At 47.3% G+C, this 23,030-nt stretch carries 17 protein-coding genes and 3 tRNA genes; 17 read left to right on the plus strand and 3 right to left on the minus strand.

Annotation, left to right across the window (positions count from 1 at the left end; genetic code table 11):
- Positions 1–149: 149 nt before the first annotated feature.
- From B147_RS0111185 to B147_RS0111205, 4 genes are all read left to right on the plus strand, one after another.
- A complete protein-coding gene (locus B147_RS0111185; protein WP_020587288.1) occupies positions 150–611 on the plus strand; it encodes a hypothetical protein in 462 nt (153 codons plus the stop codon).
- A 144-nt stretch (positions 612–755) separates the two neighbouring features.
- The gene (locus B147_RS0111195; protein WP_020587290.1) at positions 756–1,361 is read left to right on the plus strand and encodes a TraX family protein; all 606 of its coding nucleotides are present in this window, start codon (positions 756–758) and stop codon (positions 1,359–1,361) included.
- Positions 1,362–1,602: 241 nt separating this feature from the next.
- Positions 1,603–1,962, plus strand: a complete 360-nt coding sequence (locus tag B147_RS32900) for a helix-turn-helix domain-containing protein (RefSeq protein WP_083927883.1) — start codon at positions 1,603–1,605, stop codon at positions 1,960–1,962.
- Positions 1,963–2,017: 55 nt separating this feature from the next.
- Positions 2,018–2,845 carry a tyrosine-type recombinase/integrase gene (locus B147_RS0111205; RefSeq protein WP_245568997.1) on the plus strand — a complete coding sequence of 276 codons (828 nt, stop codon included), beginning with the start codon at positions 2,018–2,020 and terminating at the stop codon, positions 2,843–2,845.
- A 25-nt stretch (positions 2,846–2,870) separates the two neighbouring features.
- On the opposite strand, the gene B147_RS0111210 is transcribed toward B147_RS0111205, so the two are convergent.
- Positions 2,871–2,947, minus strand: a tRNA-Pro gene (locus B147_RS0111210).
- Positions 2,948–3,243: 296 nt separating this feature from the next.
- On the opposite strand from B147_RS0111210, the gene tig reads away from it, so the two are divergent.
- From tig to lon, 4 genes are all read left to right on the plus strand, one after another.
- Positions 3,244–4,590 (plus strand): trigger factor, encoded by a 1,347-nt coding sequence (tig, locus tag B147_RS0111215; RefSeq protein WP_020587293.1) that lies wholly within the window; start codon positions 3,244–3,246, stop codon positions 4,588–4,590.
- A gap of 192 nt (positions 4,591–4,782) precedes the next feature.
- A complete protein-coding gene (gene clpP, locus B147_RS0111220; RefSeq protein WP_026259612.1) occupies positions 4,783–5,415 on the plus strand; it encodes an ATP-dependent Clp endopeptidase proteolytic subunit ClpP in 633 nt (210 codons plus the stop codon).
- 3 nt (positions 5,416–5,418) lie between these two features.
- On the plus strand, positions 5,419–6,678 hold the full coding sequence (gene clpX / locus B147_RS0111225; RefSeq protein WP_020587295.1) for an ATP-dependent Clp protease ATP-binding subunit ClpX: 1,260 nt from the start codon (positions 5,419–5,421) through the stop codon (positions 6,676–6,678).
- Positions 6,679–6,695: 17 nt separating this feature from the next.
- Positions 6,696–9,050 (plus strand): endopeptidase La, encoded by a 2,355-nt coding sequence (lon, locus tag B147_RS0111230; RefSeq protein WP_020587296.1) that lies wholly within the window; start codon positions 6,696–6,698, stop codon positions 9,048–9,050.
- A gap of 105 nt (positions 9,051–9,155) precedes the next feature.
- Here lon and rho read toward each other — a convergent pair whose 3' ends face one another.
- On the minus strand, positions 9,156–10,232 hold the full coding sequence (gene rho, locus B147_RS0111235; protein ID WP_020587297.1) for a transcription termination factor Rho: 1,077 nt from the start codon (positions 10,230–10,232) through the stop codon (positions 9,156–9,158).
- Positions 10,233–10,522: 290 nt separating this feature from the next.
- Between rho and B147_RS0111240 the strand changes: the two genes are divergently transcribed.
- Positions 10,523–10,598 (plus strand) — tRNA-Val (locus B147_RS0111240).
- Positions 10,599–10,617: 19 nt separating this feature from the next.
- Positions 10,618–10,694: transfer RNA gene (locus B147_RS0111245), tRNA-Asp, on the plus strand.
- 132 nt (positions 10,695–10,826) lie between these two features.
- Here B147_RS0111245 and leuB read toward each other — a convergent pair.
- A complete protein-coding gene (leuB, locus tag B147_RS0111250; protein ID WP_020587298.1) occupies positions 10,827–11,918 on the minus strand; it encodes a 3-isopropylmalate dehydrogenase in 1,092 nt (363 codons plus the stop codon).
- 248 nt (positions 11,919–12,166) lie between these two features.
- Between leuB and B147_RS0111255 the strand changes: the two genes are divergently transcribed.
- From B147_RS0111255 to ftsH, 7 genes are all read left to right on the plus strand, one after another.
- The gene (locus B147_RS0111255; protein ID WP_020587299.1) at positions 12,167–13,708 is read left to right on the plus strand and encodes a leucyl aminopeptidase; all 1,542 of its coding nucleotides are present in this window, start codon (positions 12,167–12,169) and stop codon (positions 13,706–13,708) included.
- A gap of 14 nt (positions 13,709–13,722) precedes the next feature.
- Positions 13,723–14,754, plus strand: coding sequence for an A/G-specific adenine glycosylase (mutY, locus tag B147_RS0111260; protein ID WP_020587300.1), 1,032 nt, complete (start codon positions 13,723–13,725; stop codon positions 14,752–14,754).
- Positions 14,755–14,880: 126 nt separating this feature from the next.
- The gene (locus B147_RS0111265) at positions 14,881–16,608 is read left to right on the plus strand and encodes a YcaO-like family protein (protein ID WP_020587301.1); all 1,728 of its coding nucleotides are present in this window, start codon (positions 14,881–14,883) and stop codon (positions 16,606–16,608) included.
- 45 nt (positions 16,609–16,653) lie between these two features.
- Positions 16,654–18,483 (plus strand): bifunctional acetyl-CoA hydrolase/transferase family protein/GNAT family N-acetyltransferase, encoded by a 1,830-nt coding sequence (locus B147_RS0111270; RefSeq protein WP_245568998.1) that lies wholly within the window; start codon positions 16,654–16,656, stop codon positions 18,481–18,483.
- Positions 18,484–18,493: 10 nt separating this feature from the next.
- Entirely contained in the window at positions 18,494–19,624 is a 1,131-nt protein-coding gene (locus B147_RS0111275; RefSeq protein ID WP_020587303.1) for a Gfo/Idh/MocA family protein, read from the plus strand.
- A gap of 108 nt (positions 19,625–19,732) precedes the next feature.
- Positions 19,733–20,845 carry a tRNA lysidine(34) synthetase TilS gene (gene tilS, locus B147_RS0111280; RefSeq protein WP_020587304.1) on the plus strand — a complete coding sequence of 371 codons (1,113 nt, stop codon included), beginning with the start codon at positions 19,733–19,735 and terminating at the stop codon, positions 20,843–20,845.
- A gap of 148 nt (positions 20,846–20,993) precedes the next feature.
- Positions 20,994–22,973 (plus strand): ATP-dependent zinc metalloprotease FtsH, encoded by a 1,980-nt coding sequence (ftsH, locus tag B147_RS28200; protein ID WP_020587305.1) that lies wholly within the window; start codon positions 20,994–20,996, stop codon positions 22,971–22,973.
- The last annotated feature ends 57 nt before the right edge of the window (positions 22,974–23,030 follow it).

The following is a 23,030-nucleotide window of genomic DNA, read 5'->3' on the forward strand; positions in this document are numbered from 1 at the left end:
CCGCTGGCAGAATAGCAAAGGCACCTGGCGTGAACCTTTGATGAAAGAAGAATATCGAATGAGCCTGAACAATGTCAGAGCCGAAAAATATTCCGATATTTTTGATGAACTTTACGAAGACAAAACCAAAGATGATTAGAGGATAAAGCATGATAGATTTAGAAGCATTTGGAAATGGTTTTGGCCTGGTCGTTATTTCGTTGCTCCTGGGCATCATTATTCGGGCCATTGTATCAGCCCTTCGGATTGGATCTTCCCGTTTCAATTCAATCGGCATCTTGTTTGTTTTAATACTTCTTTCCAATACAGAATCATATGCAGCGGTTACGAAGACCGGCCAGGTGGATCTTTACCGGGTGGATCAGGTGAACGCGTTCTTTGTTGTCGATGACTATCTTTTTAATACTTCCGATTTTTCTCAAATTAATATTTTAACCAAAGCGTACTACCAAAGAACATTGATCTCGGTAACGGATCTTGATTCAGATCCGGGCCAAGTCGATTATATTGAGATCACCGATACCTCGGATTTGACCTCAAAAAGTATCTCGTTAATCATCGGCGCACTTTCATGTAACGCCCTGGCCCTGGGCCTGTCTTTGAGGCTTTAAAATGATCTCTTTACCCGAAGGTTTTGACCTTGCCCTTTTTATCAGTGACATCGTCACATATGTCGGTTTGCCCATTGTGGCAATCGCTTTTTCTTTTTGTGTTTTCAGATTGATTTCATACACCATAAGCTTGGGATCATCAAAATGATTAAACTTATTGCCTTCATCACAATGGTGATTGACCATTCGGCCATATTCTTTTTCCCGGAACATGAATTGATCATGCGGTCCCTGGGCGCACTGTCTTTCCCTTTGTTTGCCTTTTTCATTACCCAGGGCCTGAAATATACCAAGAATCTCCAGCTTTATATCATCTCCCTGGTGACTTGCGCCGGTGTTACCCAGCCCCTGTTTAATATTTTGTTCCCTGCCCTGCATAGACTCAATGATCTTTATACCCTGCTTTTTGGCCTGATTATCCTTGTCCTGTACGAACGGTACGGCTATCAGGCATTTTATTTGACCCTGCTTCTTTTATTGGCCAACGTCGTATCAATCTATATTTTCATAGTCTTTGCCGTTTATTTCCTGCATCATCGGCCGGTTTATCTCTTGGGCGCTATGACTGCTTTTTTTCTTTTGGTGTATTATTTATCCGGAGCCGCTTATGTTTTGTTCGGTCCGGCTGCTGTCTTCCTCATGTACTCCAGGGCCACCATTCCTTTGCCAAAAACGATCCAAAAATACTTCTATTATGTGGCCTACCCCGGGCATTTTCTAATAATCATCCTTATCAATGCATCTATTTAGGATCGGTGAACATTAAATAAAGAATGAATAAAATGAACCCACGAGAATTGAAAAATCACCTTTACCTTTTGGTAAAGAAAAACGGAAAGAACAGCATAACAAAATTTGAGCATGAATATATGGCAGGCAACATTGATTACAACACCTATTTGCATTATTGCTATGCGGATTATGCCAGAGGTCATTTTTCAAAAAATAGAAAATAATCACTAAAACCGTAATCATACTTTGAGGATGAAACATGACGAAAGGATCGGCTGGTCATAATAGGAACAAGCTTTTGACCCCTTCTGATGTCGCGGAATTATTACAAATTTCAGAAAACACCGTCTATAAACATGTGAAAAAATTAGGTGGCTTCAAGCCTGGCGGTATCGGGGTTTGGCGTTTTAGGCAAGAGGTAATTTATGGGATTATGGAAGGACAAGACCCGGAAACATTGGTGCTACAGTTTTCAGTATCAAAACGAAATTTATGCGGCCAGGGGATTCAAGACAAAAACGGAAGCGGCGGCCGCTCGGGCAAAAAGAAAGGAAGATGTAAAGAAAAATCCGATCTCAACCGGCATGGGTTACTTGACGCTATGCAATTTGTATCTTGATTTTTCATCACGTCGGCATGCTTTAAAAACATGGAAATACAAGAAAAGTGTTTTTGTGGCCTTTGGTCGTTTTCTTGGTGGTGATGATTTTCCCATTTCAAAAATCACCCCGGAAGTCATAGCGAAATACTTAGGTACCCGTCCAAGCAATAATAATTACAATGTTCACCGTAAAGAATTGTCATCATTATTCAGCTATGCAGAAAATGTACTTGAATCCATTGATCGAAATCCGGTCAAAAAGATTGAAAAACTTCCCCATACGGTAGCCCGGAAACGGGTCCCCCAGGAACAGGATATTATAAAACTTCTTTTGGCTGCGGACCCGGAAACTGACGAAAAGGATTTGTTGATTGTTATGCTTCATACTTTAGCCCGGATTGACGAAGTATTACGCTTAACTTGGGAAGACATCAATTTTGATAAACGGCTGCTTACCAAATGGACCCGAAAAACCCATGGTGGATCATATAAGGCTGTTACCGTTACCATAAACGATGAATTGTATTTTACCTTATGGAAAATGTGGCAGAATCGAAAACAAGACACCTGGGTGTTTTTTAATGAAAAAACAAATGATCGCTTTAATCATCGCCCAAAGTTCATGAAAGGGCTTTGTAAAAGAGCCGGAATAAATCCTTATTTTGGGTTTCATACCTTGCGGCACCTTATGGCCTCTCTCCTGGCTGACAATCCCAAAATCTCAACGAAGACGATTCAGAATATTTTAGGCCACTCAGAAGCCAGGACAACTGAAATATACCTTCATAAACTGGATGGTGCCATAGAGGATGCTATGGATTCTATATCCGGGAGATTTGAGTCAAAAAATGAAAAACCGCAACCAGAAGCCACAACCAAAAATATAAAAAGCTCTCAGTAAAAACACTGAAAGCCTTATATTGTGCTGGTCGGGGCGAGAGGATTCGAACCTCCGACATCCTGCTCCCAAAGCAGGCGCGCTGCCAGACTGCGCTACGCCCCGACACCTAAAAATAGAAGAGATTTTTATCACCTGAAATAAAAAAAATCAAGCTCAATTTTTCCGGCCAGGCCCGCACCATAATCGTGAGATGTATCCAAAAGTTACATGGTTTAAGCTTTTCCCCTATCTATTTAGGATCGGCAATTTCCTTGACACCACCATGAAGACGGGGTATTTTAGTAAACTTTGTGTAAAGTGTTTGTACCGTATAATAAATCAGTTAGGGTATAATTATTATTTTTGAAGGTGCGTTAAGTAGAATAACGCCAATTAACAGGAAATAACAGGACAAAATCATGCAGGTAAAAATCGAAGATCAGAGCAGTATTAAAAAAGTGCTTTCTTTTGAAATTCCTAAGGAAACAATTTCCAAAGAGTTGAGTAAAGCCTATGCCGATTTGAAAAAGAAGGTGGATATTAAAGGTTTTCGAAAAGGAAAAGTTCCCAGAAAAGTGCTTGAAAACCGGTTTGCCGCAGACGTTCATGCCGAGGTTGCCCCGCGCCTGATCCAGGAGGCTTTTGTTGAAGCAGTTGAAAATCATAAATTAGATATCGTGGGCGGGCCCCAACTTGACCCTCCGGAACTCAAGCCGGATGCTGATTATTCGTTTGAGATCACTGTGGAAATTAAACCTGAACTGGATGATATTGATCTCCAAGGCCTTGAAATTAAAAAAACGCTTTATGAAGTTAGTGAGGCCGAGATTGAAAGCCAGATATATATGCTGCAAAAGACCATGGCCACAAAGCAGAAGGTCGAAGAGGCTCGTCCGGTAAAAGAAGGTGACTTTGTTCTGATTGACTATGAAGGTTTTTTAAATGGAGAATCTTTTGAGCATACCCCCAAAGTTGAAAATTATGTTACAGCCATCAACATGGAACCGTTGCCTAAAGAATTTTCCGAAAAACTTATTGGCGCCATCCCGGTTCAGGATCTGGACATCGAAGTGGTTTACGCAGATGATTTCCATGATGAAAATCTGAAAGGAAAGACCATCCAATATAAGGTTACGCTCAAGGAAATCCAGGAAGAAGTGTTGCCCGAAGCCAATGACGACCTCGTAAAAGACCTTGAGCAATACGAAACCCTTGAAGATGTAAAAGTCGCCATCCGGGATAACCTCGAAAAGGGAATTGCCCAGCGGGTCAAGCATGAGATGAGTGAACAAATTTTTACTCAGATACTTGAAAAAACAGATTTTGAAGTTCCTGACGCCCTGATTGAAGGTGAACTGGACGGTATCATTGCTGAGACGGAACAGGCCTATGCCCAAAACAATACCTCCTTGGAAGAAGTCGGATTAAGCCGGGAAATCATGAAAGAAAAATACAAGGATGTGGCCGAAAAACAGGCCCGTCGGCATCTGATCCTGGACAAGTTGATTACCCAGGAAAAAATGGAACTTAGCGATGAAGAACTTGATACCGGTTTTGAAGAGATGGCCCAGGCCATGAGTGCGACAAAGGATGCCATTAAGAATTTTTTCAACATGGACCCACGTCAGCTTGAATATTATAAACATACCCAGCTTGAAAAAAAGGCTATTGACCTTATAATAGAAAAAAGCAATGTCGTTGAAGTGACACCGGATGATGCGCAAGCCGCTGATGAGCAAACTGAAGAAGAAGGCGCACAAGTGTAAAAAATCCGCAAGCTTTAATATGAAAGCATCAATAACTTATTGAATTGCTTTTATGTTTGTTGTGGGTTGAGCCTGGGTGTTAATCGGTCGGGATCAACCCATGGCTGTTATTGAAGCAGGTCAATTCAATTAACTGCTTGGGCGGCAACAAGGTTAAAAACTTATATTTAGATCATGACAAGGAGTTAAATCGTGCCTCTTATTCCAATGGTTGTTGAGCAGAGCAACAGGGGAGAACGTGCCTATGATATCTATTCACGGCTATTAAAAGACAGGATTATTTTTTTGGGATCTGCCATAGACAATGAAGTTGCCAACCTCATTGTTGCACAGATGCTGTTTCTTGAATCCGAAGATCCTGAGAAAGATATCAATTTTTATATCAATTCTCCTGGAGGCGTTGTTACAGCAGGTATGGCTATCTATGACACCATCCAGTACATCAAGCCGGATGTGGCAACGGTGTGTATCGGCCAGGCAGCCAGTATGGGGGCGTTGCTTCTTACGGCCGGAACATCTGGCAAGCGGTTTGCCCTGCCCAATGCCAGAATTATGATTCATCAACCGCTGGGTGGTGCCCAGGGCCAGGCCACGGATATCAAAATTCAGGCGACTGAAATTTTAAGAATGAAAGATTCTTTGAACGAAATTATAGCAAAGCATACGGGACAGGATATTGAAAAGGTCGCAGCGGATACGGAACGTGATTTTTTCATGTCTGGAAAGCAAGCTTTGGAATACGGCATTGTCGACCGTGTGGTCAGTGACAGGAGCCAATTGGAACAGGCCTCTGAGCAGGAGGCGTCAGCGTCAAAGGAGTCATAAAATATGGCCAAAAAAGATGATACAAACGATCAGTTTTTCTGTTCATTCTGCGGTAAAAATCAAAAAGAAGTAAAAAAACTGATAGCCGGGCCCAGCGTATATATCTGCAATGAATGCATTAAGCTGTGCGGCGAGATTATCGAAGATGAAGAAAAAGAGTTGTCTGTCGAGCCGGAGAGCGCCAAGGAGTTCATGGTGCCCAAACAGATCAAAGAGCAGCTTGATTCATATATCATAGAGCAGGATCGTGCAAAAAAGGTCTTATCCGTTGCGGTTTATAATCATTATAAGCGCCTGGCCTCGCATCTGGCGAAAACCGATGAAGACGTCGAGATTCAGAAAAGTAATATTCTGATTATCGGACCGACCGGGTGTGGCAAAACGCTCCTGGCCCAGACTCTTGCGCGGTTCCTGGATGTCCCTTTTGCCATTGCCGATGCCACGGCCTTGACCGAGGCTGGCTATGTTGGGGAGGATGTCGAGAATATCGTTCTCTCCCTGGTTCAAAATGCTGATTACGACATTGAAAAGGCCCAGAAAGGTATCATCTACATTGATGAGATAGATAAGATTTCCCAGCGGGGAGACAACCCGTCAATTACACGGGATGTCTCCGGAGAAGGTGTCCAGCAGGCCCTGCTTAAAATTATTGAAGGCACCATTGCTTCGGTCCCTCCCAAGGGAGGAAGAAAACATCCCCAGCAGGATTATGTAAAGGTGGATACCTCCAATATCCTGTTCATCTGCGGCGGAACCTTCACGGGTCTTGAGAAAGTCGTTGAGAGCCGTTTAACCCAGAAAACTATGGGGTTTGGTGCTAAGATCGCAGATAAAAAGGACATAAATATCGGGGAACTGCTGGAGCAGGTAAAGCCTGAAGATTTGATTAAATTTGGCCTGATCCCAGAATTTTTAGGGCGGTTGCCCATTATAACTTCCATAGGGGAGTTAAATGAAGGGTCATTGGTCAAGATTCTGACCGAACCTAAAAATGCGCTGGTTCGGCAATATCAGGAACTTTTTCGCATTGAAGGGGTGAATCTGCAGTTTACGGATGAGGCCCTTGAAGCCATGGCCAAGGAGGCGGTTGCCAGAAAATCCGGAGCCAGAGGGTTGCGGGCTATCATGGAGGAAACCATGATGAATATCATGTATGAAATTCCGTCCAAAAAAGATGTGGTTGAGTGTGTGGTGGGCGAAGAAGTGGTATTAAACAACGAGGATCCCATCTTGCTGTATGAACAGCCCAAAAAGCAGGCTTAAATAGAAAGTTTGCATCCATGATCAGTATTTCCCGTTTTTTCAATCCCGAGGATGGGGCTGAAAAAGAGAAGAAAACCCTCCCGTTGGTGCCCCTAAGGGATATTGTCCTCTTCCCCTTTGTTACAACCTCTATTTTTGTGGGAAGGGAAAAATCCATCAAGGCGCTTTCCCAGGCAATGGGCGGTGATAAAAAAATTTTTCTTACGACCCAGAAAGATCCTGAAGTCCTGAAACCCACTATCGAGGATATTTTCCAGGTGGGTACCGAGGCCCGGATCACACAGTTGTTGCGCCTGCCCGATGGTACGGTAAAGGCTTTGGTTGAAGGTGTTGCCCGGGGATGTATTGTTAAAATGCATGACCAGGACGGGTTTCAGGTTGTTGATTACGTGGACGTCCCTGAAAAGCCGTTGACCGCAGCCAACACCGAGGCGGCTATCCGGACGGTTCATGAGGCCTTCAAGCATTATGCCGGCCTGTCCGGCGTGGTTTCCAAAAGTTTTTTCAAAGGGCTGGATGCCTTAGAGCAGTACCCGTCAAGGTATGCCGATACCATTGCCGCCCAAATGCCCTTTAAGGTTCAGGATAAACAGAAGCTGCTGGAGTGCGGAGATATTGAAGAACGTTTCTTTCTGCTTTTAACATTTATTCAAAAAGAGACGGAAGTTTTTTCCATGTCCCAGAAGATCAAGGGCAGGGTCAAAGAACAGATGGATAAACTTCAAAAACGCCACTATCTTAACGAACAGATGCGGGCAATCCAAAAGGAAATGGGTGAGGACGGCCAAGGCGGCGAATTTGCCGATCTTGAAAAAAAGATCAAGGCCAAGCGCATGCCTAAAGAAGCCGCCGGTGTTGTGCGCACAGAGTTGGAAAAGCTTAAGTTGATGTCGGCAACCTCCTCGGAAGCAACCGTGGTCAGAAATTACATAGACTGGCTGGTATCCCTGCCCTGGTACCGGAAGGAACGTGTAAAAAATGAGCTTTCAAAGGCAGAGCAGATTCTGGACCGGGACCATTACGGCTTGCGAAAACCCAAGGAGAGAATTCTCGAGTATTTGGCTGTACAGATTCTGGTTAAAAAGATAAAAGGCCCGATTTTGTGCCTGGTGGGCCCCCCCGGGGTGGGCAAGACATCCCTTGCCCGGTCTGTTGCCACAGCGACCGGACGCTCTTTTGCCAGGATCTCCCTGGGTGGGGTTCGTGATGAGGCGGAGATTCGAGGGCACCGAAGAACATATGTAGGCGCCATGCCCGGAAAAATCATCCAGACGTTGAAGAAAGTGGGCTATAACAACCCGGTATTCTGTCTGGATGAAATTGATAAAATGACCAGTGACTTTAGAGGAGATCCCTCTTCTGCCCTTCTGGAAGCACTGGACCCTGAACAGAACAAAAATTTTAATGATCATTATCTTGAGGTGGATTACGATCTGTCGGAAATTTTGTTTATCACCACAGCAAATACCCTGCATGAAATCCCCGCCCCCCTGCGTGACCGCATGGAGGTGATCCAGATACCCGGATATACCGATTATGAAAAATACCAGATTGCCACCGGCTACCTGATTCCTAAACAGATACATGAAAACGGGTTAGATGATTGTGAAATCTCTTTTTCCAAAGCTGCGGTTGAGATGATTATCAAGCAATACACCAAAGAAGCCGGGGTGAGAAATCTTGAGCGAGAGCTCTCTTCTGTGCTTAGAAAAATCGCCACGGAAATAGTACGGACCCAGACCCGTAAAAAACATCTGGTCACAGCAAATACGGTGTCAAAATATCTGGGACAGACCAAATTTAGAAATTCCATTCTGGAACAGGAAGATAAAACCGGAATTGTTACCGGACTGGCCTGGACCCAGGCAGGTGGCGAGCTTTTAACCATTGAGGCGGTGACCATGCCGGGCAGGGGAAAGGTAATGGTTACCGGAAAGCTTGGGGATGTGATGAAGGAAAGTTCCCAGGCAGCGGTATCCTATGTCCGCTCAAGAAGTGCAGATCTTAAAATTAGAGAAGACTTTTACAAGGACACGGACATCCACATCCATGTGCCGGAAGGGGCCATCCCCAAAGATGGGCCTTCAGCCGGTATTGCCATGTGCACGGCAGTCGTTTCCATTCTCACCGGCCGGCCCGTAAGCCGGACGGTGGCCATGACAGGGGAAATTACTCTTCGTGGACGGGTACTGCCCATTGGCGGTCTAAAGGAAAAACTTCTGGCAGCCCATGCCAATGGGATTAAAAAAGTTATTCTTTGCGATGAAAACAAAAAAGACATCATAGACGTTCCAAAGGCGATCCAAAAACAGCTTGATATCGTCTATGTGGAAAATATGGCTGAAGTGCTTGAGCATGCCCTAATCGTATAGTATTTATATTTTAATTAGGGCTTATAAAAATAATAAATCGCCGCACTTGAAATGTTTTGAGTGCCGCGATTTTTTATTTTTAAAGATACAAGAAAAATGCCGTCTTTATAAATTATCTTCGATCATGGATAAAAACTGTGACATGGCCGTTACTTCATCTAACGGTGCAATGCTCCGGCGAATATTCACCATACCCTCATACTCGTCAGGTTCCATCAGCAAATCTTCTTTCCGGGTTCCGGATTTGTTGATATTAATGGCTGGCCAGATTCTCTGTTCGGCGCACTCCCTGGACAGGTAAAGATCCATATTGCCGGTGCCTTTAAATTCCTGGAAAATCACATCATCCATACGGCTGCCGGTCTCGACCAGAATCGTAGCAATGATTGTAAGGGAACCGCCGTTCTCAAGCTTGCGGGCACCCCCGAAAATTTTTCTGGGAAACTCCATGGCATTGGCGCCAAGTCCACCACTCATGGTTTTACCATAGGAATCGGTGTCAATATTAAACGCCCTGGTCATCCGGGTTAAAGAGTCGATGAAAACCACGGCATCCTGGCCGATTTCCGTACATCTGATGGCCGTGTGCATCGCAAGTCGCGTCATCCTCATGTGCTGACCAATTTGCTGGTCAGCAGAGGAATAGAGTACATGGGCATCGGTCAGTCCTCTTTGGAAATCGGTAACTTCCTCAGGCCGCTCATCCACAAGCAGGACAAAGACTTTGGCATCAGGATGGTTGAGGACCACGGAATTGGCCATGTGCCTTAAAATTGTTGTTTTTCCGGACTTTGGCGGTGCGATGATCAACCCACGCTGTCCCATGCCGATTGGAACAATCAGATCTAACGCTTTTCCCGTTACGTCATCAGGTCCCTGGGTAAGATGATACCTTTCAAAGGGGTTGATGCTGACCTGCTCCTGGAGCATTGGCGTTCTTATGAACTCGTCAAAGGGAAGATTGTTAATGGTCTCAATACGTATAAGGGCAACGTTTACATTCTGCGGGCTCTTTTTTTCTCCATAGCCTTGAATAAAACTGCCTTCCCTAAGGTTGAGTTTGCGTATCAGGCTGTTGGGTACATAGGGATTTTCAGGCTTGGGATTGAAATTTTCTTCTATATTCCTTAGAAAACCAAACCCCTTGTCCATGATTTCCAGATATCCCTGAACAGGTTCCATTATCGACTCCTAAATTATACTTTTGCTGCTGACATTATAAATCAAGGACTTTATACGTGCGATATCCCTTGTCTGATTTTGATTGTTGTCAGGAAAAAAGGTGATAAGATTTTGCATTAAATTATTCTATAATGTTTACATATTAATGGAACAGCATAACAATGTCCCCATAATATTGCAAGGATTTGATTAAATATTAGGCGGATGCTCAAACAAAATAAAAGAATACAAAAAAAAGAACAATTTTGCTTGACACCCATATTTGGACTTGGTATATATGCTGCCGTTTCGGGCGATTAACTCAGCTGGGAGAGTGCAAGCCTTACAAGCTTGAAGTCGCAGGTTCGATCCCTGCATCGCCCACCAAAACGAAGAAGTAAACTACGGGGGTGTAGTTCAGTTGGTTAGAACGCTAGCCTGTCACGCTAGAGGCCGCGAGTTCGAGTCTCGTCACTCCCGCCACAATAAAAGAAGGGCTTTTGAGGATACTCAAAAGCCCTTTTGCTTTTGGGCCAGTCAAAAAAAGACAAAAAAAACGGCCATGGAGTAAAAGACGCTCAATGGCCGGGACGTGCAGGTTTCAATAATGAGGCGTCAAGTTCTGCTGATATTGGTCAGCGCATTGATAATCTCAGTTCCCATCTCTTCAGTATTTACAGCATTCTCTTTTTTATCTGTCAAATCTGCAGTGAGAATTCCCTGATCAAGAACATTGGAAATTGCGGTTTCAATGGCATCAGCGGCCTGGGTTTGCCCAAAGGTGTATTTCAGCATCATGGCTGTGGACAGGATCTGGGCAATGGGATTGGCGATGCCTTTGCCCGCAATATCAGGGGCCGAGCCGCCGGCCGGCTCATAAAGGCCGAATTTTTTTTCATTCAAACTTGCCGAAGACAGTAACCCCATTGATCCGGTAATCATGGCGCATTCGTCGGATATAATATCCCCAAACATATTTCCGCACAAAAGCACATCAAATTGCTGGGGGTTTCGAATAAGCTGCATGGCTGCATTATCAACATATATATGGTTCAAAGTGACATCAGGATATGATTTGGCGACGTCTATGACCACTTCCCGCCACAGAACCATAGAGGTCAGCACATTGGCCTTGTCCACAGATGATACAATACTGCGCCTTTTCCTGGCAGCCTCAAACGCCATTTTGGCAATCCGCTCAATTTCGAATCTGGAATAGACCATGGTATCAAATGCAGTTTCATCAGGGCCACTGCCCCTTTTGCCCCTGGGTTTTCCAAAATAGAGTCCGCCGGTCAGCTCCCTGACACATAAGATGTCAAATCCGTTTTTTATGATTTCCGGTTTCAGGGGAGATGCCGATGCCAGAGAGGGAAACACTTTGGAGGGCCTTAGGTTGCAATATAAACCAAAGTGTTTGCGCAACGTCAGAAGTGAAGCACGTTCAGGCTGTTCCTCGGGTGGCAGGTGTTCCCATTTCGGACCGCCAACGGAACCAAACAAAATGGCATCTTTTTGTTCGCACAATGCCAATGTTGAGTCCGGCAGGGCTTTACCATGATTATCAATGCCTGCACCGCCCACATCTGCGTATTCATAGGATAGTTCAAAACCAAAAAGATCCGAAGCCTTGTCAAGCACCCTGATTGCCTGCGCCATGACCTCCGGACCAATACCGTCACCGGCAAGTACAGCAATACTGTTCAATGTCTTTGCCTCCTGTAAGTTTATAAATAATTAATTTAATTAAGGTATACTGGAATATTTTGAATAAGGCAAGATGCAAGAACAACAATTTATGAATAGTATCGAACTTGCTAAATAATTTGGATATTTTGTTAGACGATGTCATCCCATGGCGGTTATTCTTTGAATTCTTTTACCTGACCCGGGTTTTATGTTAAATTCCCATAGATTTTAAATTTCCAAACAACCGGTAAAAAAAGGTGCCCCCCATGAAAAAAGACCGTATCACCACTATCACCAAAGCTGCCGAAACAATTAAAACTGATCTTCTGGTTTATTTTGCCGTGGAGGCAAAGGGTAAAATGCCTGCATGCGATGCCGCTGTAAAACCCCAGGTTAAAAATGCGTTTGAGTTGAAAGATTTCTCCGGCAAGGCCGCAGAACAGATATTATTTTATCCGCCGGACCAGTCAAAAATTTCTGCTGTCCGGGTTCTGGTTTTAGGAACAGGACCTGTGAACAAAGAAAAGGATGAAGGAGTTGCCCTGGACATGCTTCGGGAGGCGGGCGGACAGGTTGCCAAGGTGTGTGCATCGGTCAAGGCTAAAGATGTTGTGATCTGTCTGCCGACCCCAAAACATCTGTCTTTGGCCCTGGATGATCCGGAAATCTGTGCGGGCGCACTGGCCGAAGGCGTCATCCTTGGAGATTACCGGTTTGAAAAATATAAAGAAAATACCAAGAAAAAAACCGATTACCCTGGGCTTGGTGCGATAAAATTTGTATGCCAAGATAATCTTAAAGTCGTACGCCAAGGTGTTGAAAAGGCAAAAAATTCGGCCTTTGCCGCCTGTACGGCGCGTGATATGGCCAATGAGCCGGGCAATCACTGGACCTCTGCCGATTTTGCGGCATATGCCAAACAGCTTGCCGCAGACACGGGGCTGGGTTACCGGTGTATAGAAAAAAAGGAGATGGAACAGATGGGCATGGGGGGGATTCTTGCCGTCAACCAGGGCTCCTATGTACCGGCACGCATAGTGATATTGGAATATTTACCAGAAAACAGAACCGAGACCATCCTGCTTGTGGGTAAGGGGTTGACCTTTGATTCCGGAGGGATCAGCATCAAACCGTCTGCGGGCATGGAGGAGATGAAATACGATATGTGCGGAGGTGCGGCGGTGATGTGCGCCATGCAGGCCGTTGCCCTGGAAAAGCCGGATGTGGGTGTTGTGGCCATTGTTCCTGCCACGGATAATATGTCCGGGTCCAAGGCCATTCATCCCGGCGACATCATCACCCACTACAACGGGGTGACAAGTGAAGTGGTCAACACCGATGCCGAAGGCCGCCTTATCCTGGCTGATGCCCTGGCTTGGGGTATTGAAAATTTCAAGCCCACATGTGTGCTTGACGCAGCAACCCTGACAGGCGCCGTCATTATCGGACTTGGCCATCATTATACAGGGCTTGTGTCCAACAACGACGCCTTGGTCAAGGCGGTTGAGGCTGCCGGGAATCTTGCAGGGGAACCTGTCTGGCGCCTGCCCCTGAATAAAAATTATGAAAAACAGATCGAATCCAAGGTGGCGGACATCAAAAACACCGGCGGAAAACCGGCCGGGACCATAACCGCGGCAGCGTATCTGTCAAATTTTGTGGGTAAAACTCCTTGGGCACATCTGGACATCGCCGGTACGGCCTGGGCTTTTACAGAAAAAACGTATATTCCCAAAGGCCCTTCGGGAACGGCCACCAGAACATTTATTAATTTGGTGCGAAACTGGAAAACAGGCAAAGTAAAATAGTTCAAACAGCCTTAATGGCCTGGTACCGGGACAATTGCCGGCAACTTCCCTGGCGCAGGGATACATCCATGTACCGGGTATGGGTTTCCGAGGTGATGCTCCAGCAGACCCAGGTCAAAACTGTGATTCCCTATTATCTCAAGTTCATGGAAACCTGGCCTGATCTTAAAGATCTTGCCGTCGCAGACCTTGAAACCGTGCTGAAGGCCTGGGAGGGGCTTGGCTATTATGCCAGAGCCAGAAATTTTCACAAGGCTGCCGGGATTGTGGTCTGTGATATGGGGGGTATTATTCCGGATGATTACAAGGGCTTTAAAGGTCTTCCGGGTGTGGGGGACTATATTGCCTCGGCTGTACTCTCCATTGCCAGGGCAAAGCCCCATGCCGTGGTGGACGGCAATGTCAAGCGTGTCCTGGCAAGGCTTTTATGCGTTGATACCCCTGTGAATCACAGCGCGTCCCATAAAGCATATAAGGCCATTGCCGAAAAATTTTTGTATGAAAAGGACCCAGGCACATACAACCAGGCCATCATGGAACTTGGCGCTCTGGTATGTACCCCTAAACGCCCGGACTGCGGCGCATGTCCATTAGCCCGGGAATGTTGTACCTGTAAAAAACAGGTCACGGATCTCTTTCCCCGGCGCATGGAGAAAAAAAAGGTGCCCACCGTTCATATTGCTGTGGGGATTGTCAGGAAAAATGGAAAGGTTCTGATCACCAGAAGAAAACTTGACGGGCTTTTGGGTGGATTATGGGAATTTCCAGGTGGTAAGGTGGAACCTAAAGAGGCTGCTGAACAGGCCTGCATCCGTGAGATCCGGGAAGAAACGGGCATTGAGACCGGTAATCTACAGTTTTTGACCCGGGTTTTCCACGCGTATACCCATTTTAAAATTGAAATGGATGTATTCTTCTGCGATTATATCTCCGGTCAAGTTATTCTCAACGGACCCATTGACCATAAATGGGTCAATGTTGATCAGCTTCACCAGTTTCCTTTTCCCCGGGCTAATCTTAAGTTCATGGAATTAATCCGCGTTTGACATTTTCAAAAAAGATCCCGGCAATGCAGATTATTTAATCAATACAGGTGCTATCATGATGAAATCCGCAACAATTCATGGTAAGGTGGGGCCTTTTTACATATAAATTGAAAGGTTTTGAACCCCATGGGTTATAAAATAATACTCCAAGACGCCCCGAAAAATTATACCTTTGATCAGGATAAAATCATCTCTCCTTCCGAAACGGTCCGGCGGTTCAGGGAAAAGGCCGCAGCCCTGGATATTGATATCTTAAGCCGAACCCGGCGCATCGACAACGGCCGCCTGGATATCCCGGTGTTCTTCAGTGAGTGTGGTGCGGATGCACGGCGGGTGACCGGCACCAATAAACAGATGGGCAAAGGCGGGACCCCGGAACAGTCCGAGGCCAGTGCGGTCATGGAACTGGTGGAGCGGTTCAGCTTTTTTTCCTTTGCCCAGGATGAGAAAAACTTTATCCATGCCACGCCTGAGCAGCTTGGGGAAAAGGCCCTGGATTATACCCTGATCACCCAGTCGGTCCATGACGATGAGTCCGAGGCCTTAAAGGTTAAACCCATATTTGATTCTTTGCCCCTGCAATGGACCAAAGGCTACGACCTGACCAATAAAAAAGAGGTGAATATCCCCTTTAACTGGTTCTATATGATCAATGAGTTTAACGGTCCCAGTGCGGGCAACTGCACGGAAGAGGCCTTGACCCAGGGCATCTGCGAACTTGTGGAGCGCCATGTCTGCTCCCGGGTATCCCGGGAAAAATTAAAGGTGCCCGGCATCCGCCTGGACTCCTTTAAAGATCCCCTTGTCCGGGAACTTCTTGCCAAATATGACACCCAAGGCATTAAGGTCTATGCAAGTGATCTCTGTCTTGACACGGGCATTCCCACCATCGCAGTGCTGGCCTGGGACCCGTCCACCTTTCCGGATACAAGCGAGATCGTATGGACCGCCGGCACGGCGCCATCCCCGGAAAAGGCCATGGGGCGTGCCCTGACCGAGGTGGCCCAGCTTGCCGGGGACTTTAACTCCGGTTCCAATTACGTGGCATCCGGGTTGCCGAAATTTACGGATATAGACGCGGCCAGCTATATCACCCATCCTGAAACCATGGTGGATGCCGCAGATCTGCCGGATTTGTCTGCCGACAATATGAAGGTGGAAGTAGAAAGTCTGATCCGGATTCTGGCGGATAAAGGGTTTCATCTGCTCTCCATTTGCACCACCCATCCAGGCCTGGATATTCCCGCCTTTTACACCATCATGCCGGGGGCCCATTTCAGGGAGCGTGCCGATGAAGCAAGTGTGGGCATGTTTGCCGCCCGTTTGATTACGGAAAATTCCCATCCCATACTGGCCATTGACCAGCTGGATGAACTGGAAGCGCTCATCCCGGGAAAATACTACACCAGTTTCTACAAAGGATTGATGCTTACCGCCCTGGAAGAGGGAGCAGATGCCATAACACAGTTCCAAGCCGCCCTTGACCGCGACCCTGCCAGGCGCAATCTGCCTGATATCTGTTCCCATATGGCTGCGGCCCAGAAAGATGCCGGGCTGTTGGATCCGGCTATTGAGACATGTCAAACCGGTCTTGATGCCGATCCCCAGCGCCCTGATATCTTGAACACCGCAGGGGCCTGCTGTTTTATGAAAAAGGATTTTAAAACCGCCATTACCTATTTTGAAAAAGCCCTGGATGTGGACCCAAGCCAGGCGATTAATTATGCCAATATGGGTTCCTGTTACCGGGAACTTAAAGAACCGGCAGTTGCCATCAAATTTTATGAAATGGCTTTAAACATAGATCCAACCATTGAATTTGCACGGGATAATATTAAAAAATTAAAAAAATAGGGCGCTATGTTCAGGAAAAAAAGACCTGCCTGGAAAACACGTTGTGTGTCCACGGATAAAGTGCTGTCCAAAATTGCGCCGGGCATGCACATTTTTATCGGTACGGGAACCGCCGAACCCAGAACCCTTGTGAATGCGCTCATGTGCGCCGAAGGCTACAATCTGGAGGATCTGACCCTGATCCAGTTGGTCAGTTTCGGAGATGCCGTGTCTTACAACGCCTTGGAATCCCACCGGTACCGTTTAAAAACCTTTTTTTCGGGTTGGGTGTCGGCCCAGGCCATCACCGCAGGCCGGGTGGATCTGATTCCGGCGCGGTTCTCCAAAGTCCCTTTGCTCATGAGGGACGGCCTGATACCCATTGATGTGGCGTTTCTCCAGATCACCCCACCTAATGAAAACGGCTATTGCAGCTTTGGTCTTGGTGTGGATGTGGCAAGAAGGGTGATGAAGCAGGCCGGTTTTGTGGTGGCTGAGATTAATGAAAACATTCCCTTTACCCTGGGGGACACCTTTGTCCATATAGATGAATTTCATATGCTGGTCCAAGCCCAGGTCCCGCCCTTTTATGTCCCAAGATACCCCGTAAACAATGTGTTTGACAAAATCGCCGAAAATGCCGCCTCGGTGATTGAAGACGGATCATGCATTGCCTTTAGTTACGGCCCCATTTACGAGGCCCTGGCCCGGCACCTGGCAAAGAAAAAAAATTTGGGCATTCATACCCCGTTTTTCACGGATGCGCTCATGGAACTTGCCGAAAGCGGGGCAGTCACTAACCGGGAAAAGGGTATGTTTCTGGGCCGGTCTTTGACCACCTATGCTCTGGGCTCCCAAAAGCTGATGGCATGGCTCGACAAAAATCCCATGGTGGAGTTCCAGGGCATTGACAAGATATTCGACCCGTTGCAGATCGGGCGTAACAAAAAATTTGTCATGGTTCTTCCGGTACGGCGGGTGGCCCTGTCCGGCCGGGTGGCCATTTACGCCAAGTCTGCCAATATTTCCGCAGATCCGGGCCAGATTGCCGATATCCTCAATGGCGCGGAACTCTCCCGGGGCGGATACAATATTGTGGCCCTCCCCAGCCGGAACAAGGGCGGAGAACCCAATATCCGTCTGTTTATAGATGATATCCCGGACCAGCTTAGTTTTCCGGAATGTATTGACCTTGTGGTCACAGAATACGGAGTGGCCCACATCAGGGGCAGAAGCCTGCGGGAACGGGCCCAGGCCCTGATCGAGATCGCCCACCCCGAAGACCGGCCCGGCCTTGTAGAGGGTGGTAAAAAAGAAAACCTGCTCTATCCTGACCAGATGTTCATTGCCGACTCCGCCCGTTTTTATCCCAAGGAGATCGAAACCACCCAGACGTTCAAAAATAATCTGCAGGTCCGGTTCAGGGCCATCAAGCCATCGGATGAAGAGCAGATGCGCAGACTGTTTTACCGGTTTTCCGATGACGCCATATACTACCGCTATTTTGCACCCATCAAAGCCATGCCCCACGCCAAAATGCAGGCCTATGTGAACGTGGATTACAGGGAGGTACTCTCCGTGGTGGGCCTTGTGGGCGAACCCGGCAACCAGACCATCATTGCCGAGGCAAGAATTGCCAAGCATCCAGACAAACCGTTCATGGACATCGCTTTTGTCGTGGACGAGGCATACCAGGGCTTGGGCATTGCCTCTTTTCTGTTTAAAATGCTCACCCGCCTGGCAAAGGAGCGTGGGGCCGTGAAAATAACCGCAGATGTCCTCTCCTCCAACCGGGCCATGCTCAAGGTATTTGAAAAAGGCGAATATCCGCTGACGGCCAAACTTGACGGTGGGGCTTACGCCATCAGTATAGATTTGACAAAACCCAACCGCTGAAGGAGAAAAAATGGCTGAAAAACTGCTTCGGGTGGCACTGATCGGATGCGGCCGGATTGCCGTCAAGCACATCATGGCCATAACAAAAAGGCACAGCGGCCTTTTGCTCTGTGCTGTGGCAGACACATCCCCCAAGGCGTTTGACACATTGTTTGATTCCTGCAAACTGTCAGACAAAAAAAAGCATCAAATCAAAAATACCGTAACAACATATACGGATTATAACCGAATGCTTGAAAAGGAAAAACCGGATATCACATCAATAACGGTGCCTTCAGGGCTGCACTATGCCATCGCAAAAGCGGCGATGCTCAGCGGATCTCATATTCTTCTTGAAAAGCCCATGAGTATGAGCGTAAGCCAGGCCAAAGAGCTGTTTGATATTTCCGAACAAAAAAACAAGCGAATTGCCATGGGGCATATTTTCCGTTATTTCCCCGTTGTCGGGAATCTGCAAAAGGATGTTGCTGCCGGACGGTTCGGTAAAATCAGTCACGGCTCGGTAGTTGTACGTTGGGGACATGATCAATCATATTACAATCAGACCGCCTGGCGCGGCACATGGGAACACGACGGCGGGGTGCTCATGAACCAGTGTGTCCACGCCATTGATCTTATCTGCTGGCTGATGAACGGCCAAGCCACAGCAGCAAATGCAATGCTTGGAAAACGCTTCCATGACATGGAGGCAGAAGATATCGCCCTTGGGACACTCAAGCTTGACAATGGGGCGCTGTGCCAAATCGAAGGGACAACCAACTCGCCTTCCCGGGACCACGAGGCGGCTTTTTACCTGCTTGGAGAAAAGGGCGGCTTTCGTATGGGGATACGCCGTGGCAGGCCATATTTTGACATCAGAATCAACGGGAAAAAGAAAACCCTTGAGTACTTGATAAAAGAGCTCCGGTCAAAAGGGCTTTCCGGCCTGTTCTCCCTGACAAATCCCCATGCCAGAATATACGCCGACCTGAGAGATGCCGTGCTTAACAAAAAATCGACCATTGCTGATGCAAAATCAGGCATGATGTCTGTTGAATCCGTTCTGGCGTTATACCTGTCGGCAAAGGAAAAGAAGCAGATAAAAATTCCCCTTGCAAAGGACTTTTCATCCGATGAGATGTCGGACTATATTTTTAATTGACGTGTGAACCCAAAGCTGCGGGCATTGCATATTAGGTCTGTTTTCTGTTATTAAGAATTTATGACACTGAAACAATCATCTGTATTTCACAAGCAACATTAATAACAAATGACGGCCCAATCATCCTTTGCCCAGAAATTTACAGACCAGGTGCTTGACACAATCCGGGAACACGATATGATTGCTCCCGGCTACAGTATATTGATCGCCGTTTCCGGCGGTCCTGACTCCATGGCTCTGGCAAAGGTTTTAACAGGTTTAAAAAAAGATCTGGGCATCCGTATAGGCCTGGCACATCTGAACCATATGCTTCGGGGCAGCCACGCCCTGGCTGATGAGACATTTGTCTGTGAATTTGCCCGGGAGCACAATCTTGACCTGGTCGTTGAAAAAAAAAATATAGCAGAACTTGCGAAAAAGCAGCGGCTCTGTGTAGAAGAGGCCGGCAGGAATGCCAGGTATGATTTCTTTACCCGGGTGGCATGTGAAAAAGGATTTCACCGTATTGCCCTGGGCCATCACCGGGATGACAATATAGAACAGGTTTTAATGAATCTTGTGCGAGGAACCGGCCCCCTTGGCCTTCGGGGTATTCCGCCGGTCAGGCAGGGCAAATTTATACGTCCGCTGATCCGGATACCCAGAGCAGACATCCTGGCGTTTCTTGATGAAATAAACCAGGGATATAGAATTGATGGGTCCAATGAGGACACATCCTACCTGCGCAACCGGATCCGGCATCGTCTGATTCCGTTTCTTGAAAAGGAGTTCAATCCAGACATTAAAGCAGGGATAGAGCGGCTCTCCGGCATCATCGCACAGGAGGATGATTTTCTGGACCAGATGGCCCAAGCCGCCCTGGACAAAGCAACAACAGGGAAAAAAAAAGAGCAGATTGATTTGTCCATATCAGCGATTAACAAACTTGACCGGGCGCTGGGGGCCCGGGTCATCCGTGCCGCACTTTTGTCGGTAAAACAAAATTTAAGACGAATTTCCAACATCCATATCCGGGATATCCTTTACTTTGCAGGCAAAAAAGGAGAATCAGGAAAGAGTCTGGACCTTCCCGGCCAAATCCGGGTATACAAACAAAGGGACACTATGCGTATAAAAAAAGAAGAAACACCACTGCGGACGCTTGGCAGGCATCTTAAGACCCGCAGGTATCAAAAGGGACAACCGGACGAAAACCCCGATTCTGACCCTTGTATAAAATAAATTTATGTTTATATATACTTATTGACGTTTTTGCTGACAGCCATGGGCTGATGTGGTCTATCAACACCCAGACTCAGCCCACAACCAAAGTTGAAAAATCGGTGTTGGTTACACAGATTTTCATATAAATCCTAAGAGAGGAAATGCATTGAATCAATTCTATAAAAATATCTCCCTTTGGCTGGTGATTGTCCTGATGATGGTCATGCTTTACAATATATTCAACCAACAGCAGGGCGGCCAGTCCGACCTCGGCTATTCAGAATTTTTATCCCTTGTGGAAGACGGGCGGATTCAAAGTGTGGTTATCCAGGGCAGGGATCTGATCATTACAGATACCAGCGGTGCAAAGTTCAACAGTTATGCCCCGGACGATGCCCAACTCATCGATATCCTGCGCAAAAGCGGGGTGGCCATCAAGGCCAAGCCGCCGGCTGAGTCATCCTGGTTCATGTCCATTGTCGTTTCCTGGCTGCCCATGATTGTACTCATCGGAGTGTGGATCTTTTTCATGCGTCAGATGCAGGGTGGCGGCGGCGGCGGGAAAGCCCTCTCTTTTGGAAAAAGCCGGGCCAGGCTCATGGATGACAAGGGGGAGAAGGTCACCTTTGCTAATGTCCAAGGCATTGATGAGGCCAAGGAGGAGCTCACCGAGGTAGTGGACTTCCTGAAAAACCCCAGTAAATATACCCGGCTGGGCGGCCGCATCCCCAAGGGCGTGCTCCTTGTGGGAAATCCCGGTACCGGAAAGACCCTGCTTTCCCGGGCCGTGGCAGGGGAAGCAGGTGTTCCCTTTTTCACCATTTCCGGATCCGATTTTGTTGAAATGTTTGTGGGTGTGGGCGCATCCCGGGTCAGGGATCTGTTTGCCCAGGGCAAAAAAAACGCGCCTTGTATCATATTCATTGACGAGATTGATGCCGTGGGCCGCCAGCGGGGCGCAGGCCTCGGTGGCGGGCACGATGAACGGGAACAGACCTTGAACCAGCTGTTGGTTGAGATGGACGGGTTTGAATCCAATGAAGGGGTTATTCTCATGGCAGCCACCAACCGGGCCGATGTTCTGGACCCGGCACTGCTGCGCCCCGGCCGGTTTGACCGGCAGGTGGTGGTGGATATGCCGGACATCAAAGGCCGAGAAGGCATTTTGCGGGTGCACATGAAAAAAAGCCCCCTGGCCAATGACGTGGACCCGACCACTCTTGCCAAAGGGACCCCCGGTTTTTCCGGTGCAGATCTGGAAAACCTGTGCAACGAGGCAGCCCTTCTGGCAGCCAAACGTAACCGAGAAAAATTGTCCATGCGCGATTTTGAAGATGCCAAGGACAAGGTTTACATGGGGCTTGAAAGAAAATCCAAGGTAATCAAGGAAGACGAAAAAAAGACCACAGCCTACCACGAGGGTGGCCATGCCCTGGTGGCCCGGTTCCTGCCCAATACGGATGCTGTGAATAAAATCACCATTATCCCCAGGGGAAGGGCCGCCGGGGTGACCTGGTTTCTGCCCGAGGAAGGGGATTTCAAATACAAGGACCAGCTGGAAAACGAACTGGCCATTGGCTTTGGCGGCCGTGTGGCCGAAGAGATCATATTCAAACGAATCTCCACAGGAGCTTCCAATGACATAAAGCAGGCCACCAAACTTGCCAACCGCATGATCAGAAGTTTCGGCATGAGTGATGCCATGGCACCGCTCTCCTATGAAGATCATGATGACAATATCTTCATCGGCAGGGAAATGACCCAGGCCAAAGGTTATTCAGAAGCCACGGCCCAGAAGATAGATGCCGAAGTGGCAGGCCTGATCAGCCGCGCATACAGTACGGCCAAAACCATTTTAGAGGAGAACATCGACATCCTTCATGCCCTGACCGACCTTCTCATGGAAGAGGAAACCATTATGGGGCCTGAACTTGATGATCTTATTGCAAGCCTTCGCCCGGATTTTGATTTTTTTGGACGCCGGAATATCCGAACAGAACAAGCGCCGCCCAAAGAAGAAGAGAAGCCAGAACCGGATGAGCAGGAAGATGTTAAAGATGACGGCTCCGACGGCGATACAGAAACAAAAGACCCTGATCCGGACACGCAGGATTCTGATAAATCAGTTGATTCCAAGGATAATTAGTGCCTGAACAAAAACCCGTGATTGGACGAAAAGTTACCCGGATGCAATGACGCAGGA

It is taken from the genome of Desulfobacter curvatus DSM 3379 (genome assembly GCF_000373985.1).
Lineage (GTDB): Bacteria > Desulfobacterota > Desulfobacteria > Desulfobacterales > Desulfobacteraceae > Desulfobacter > Desulfobacter curvatus.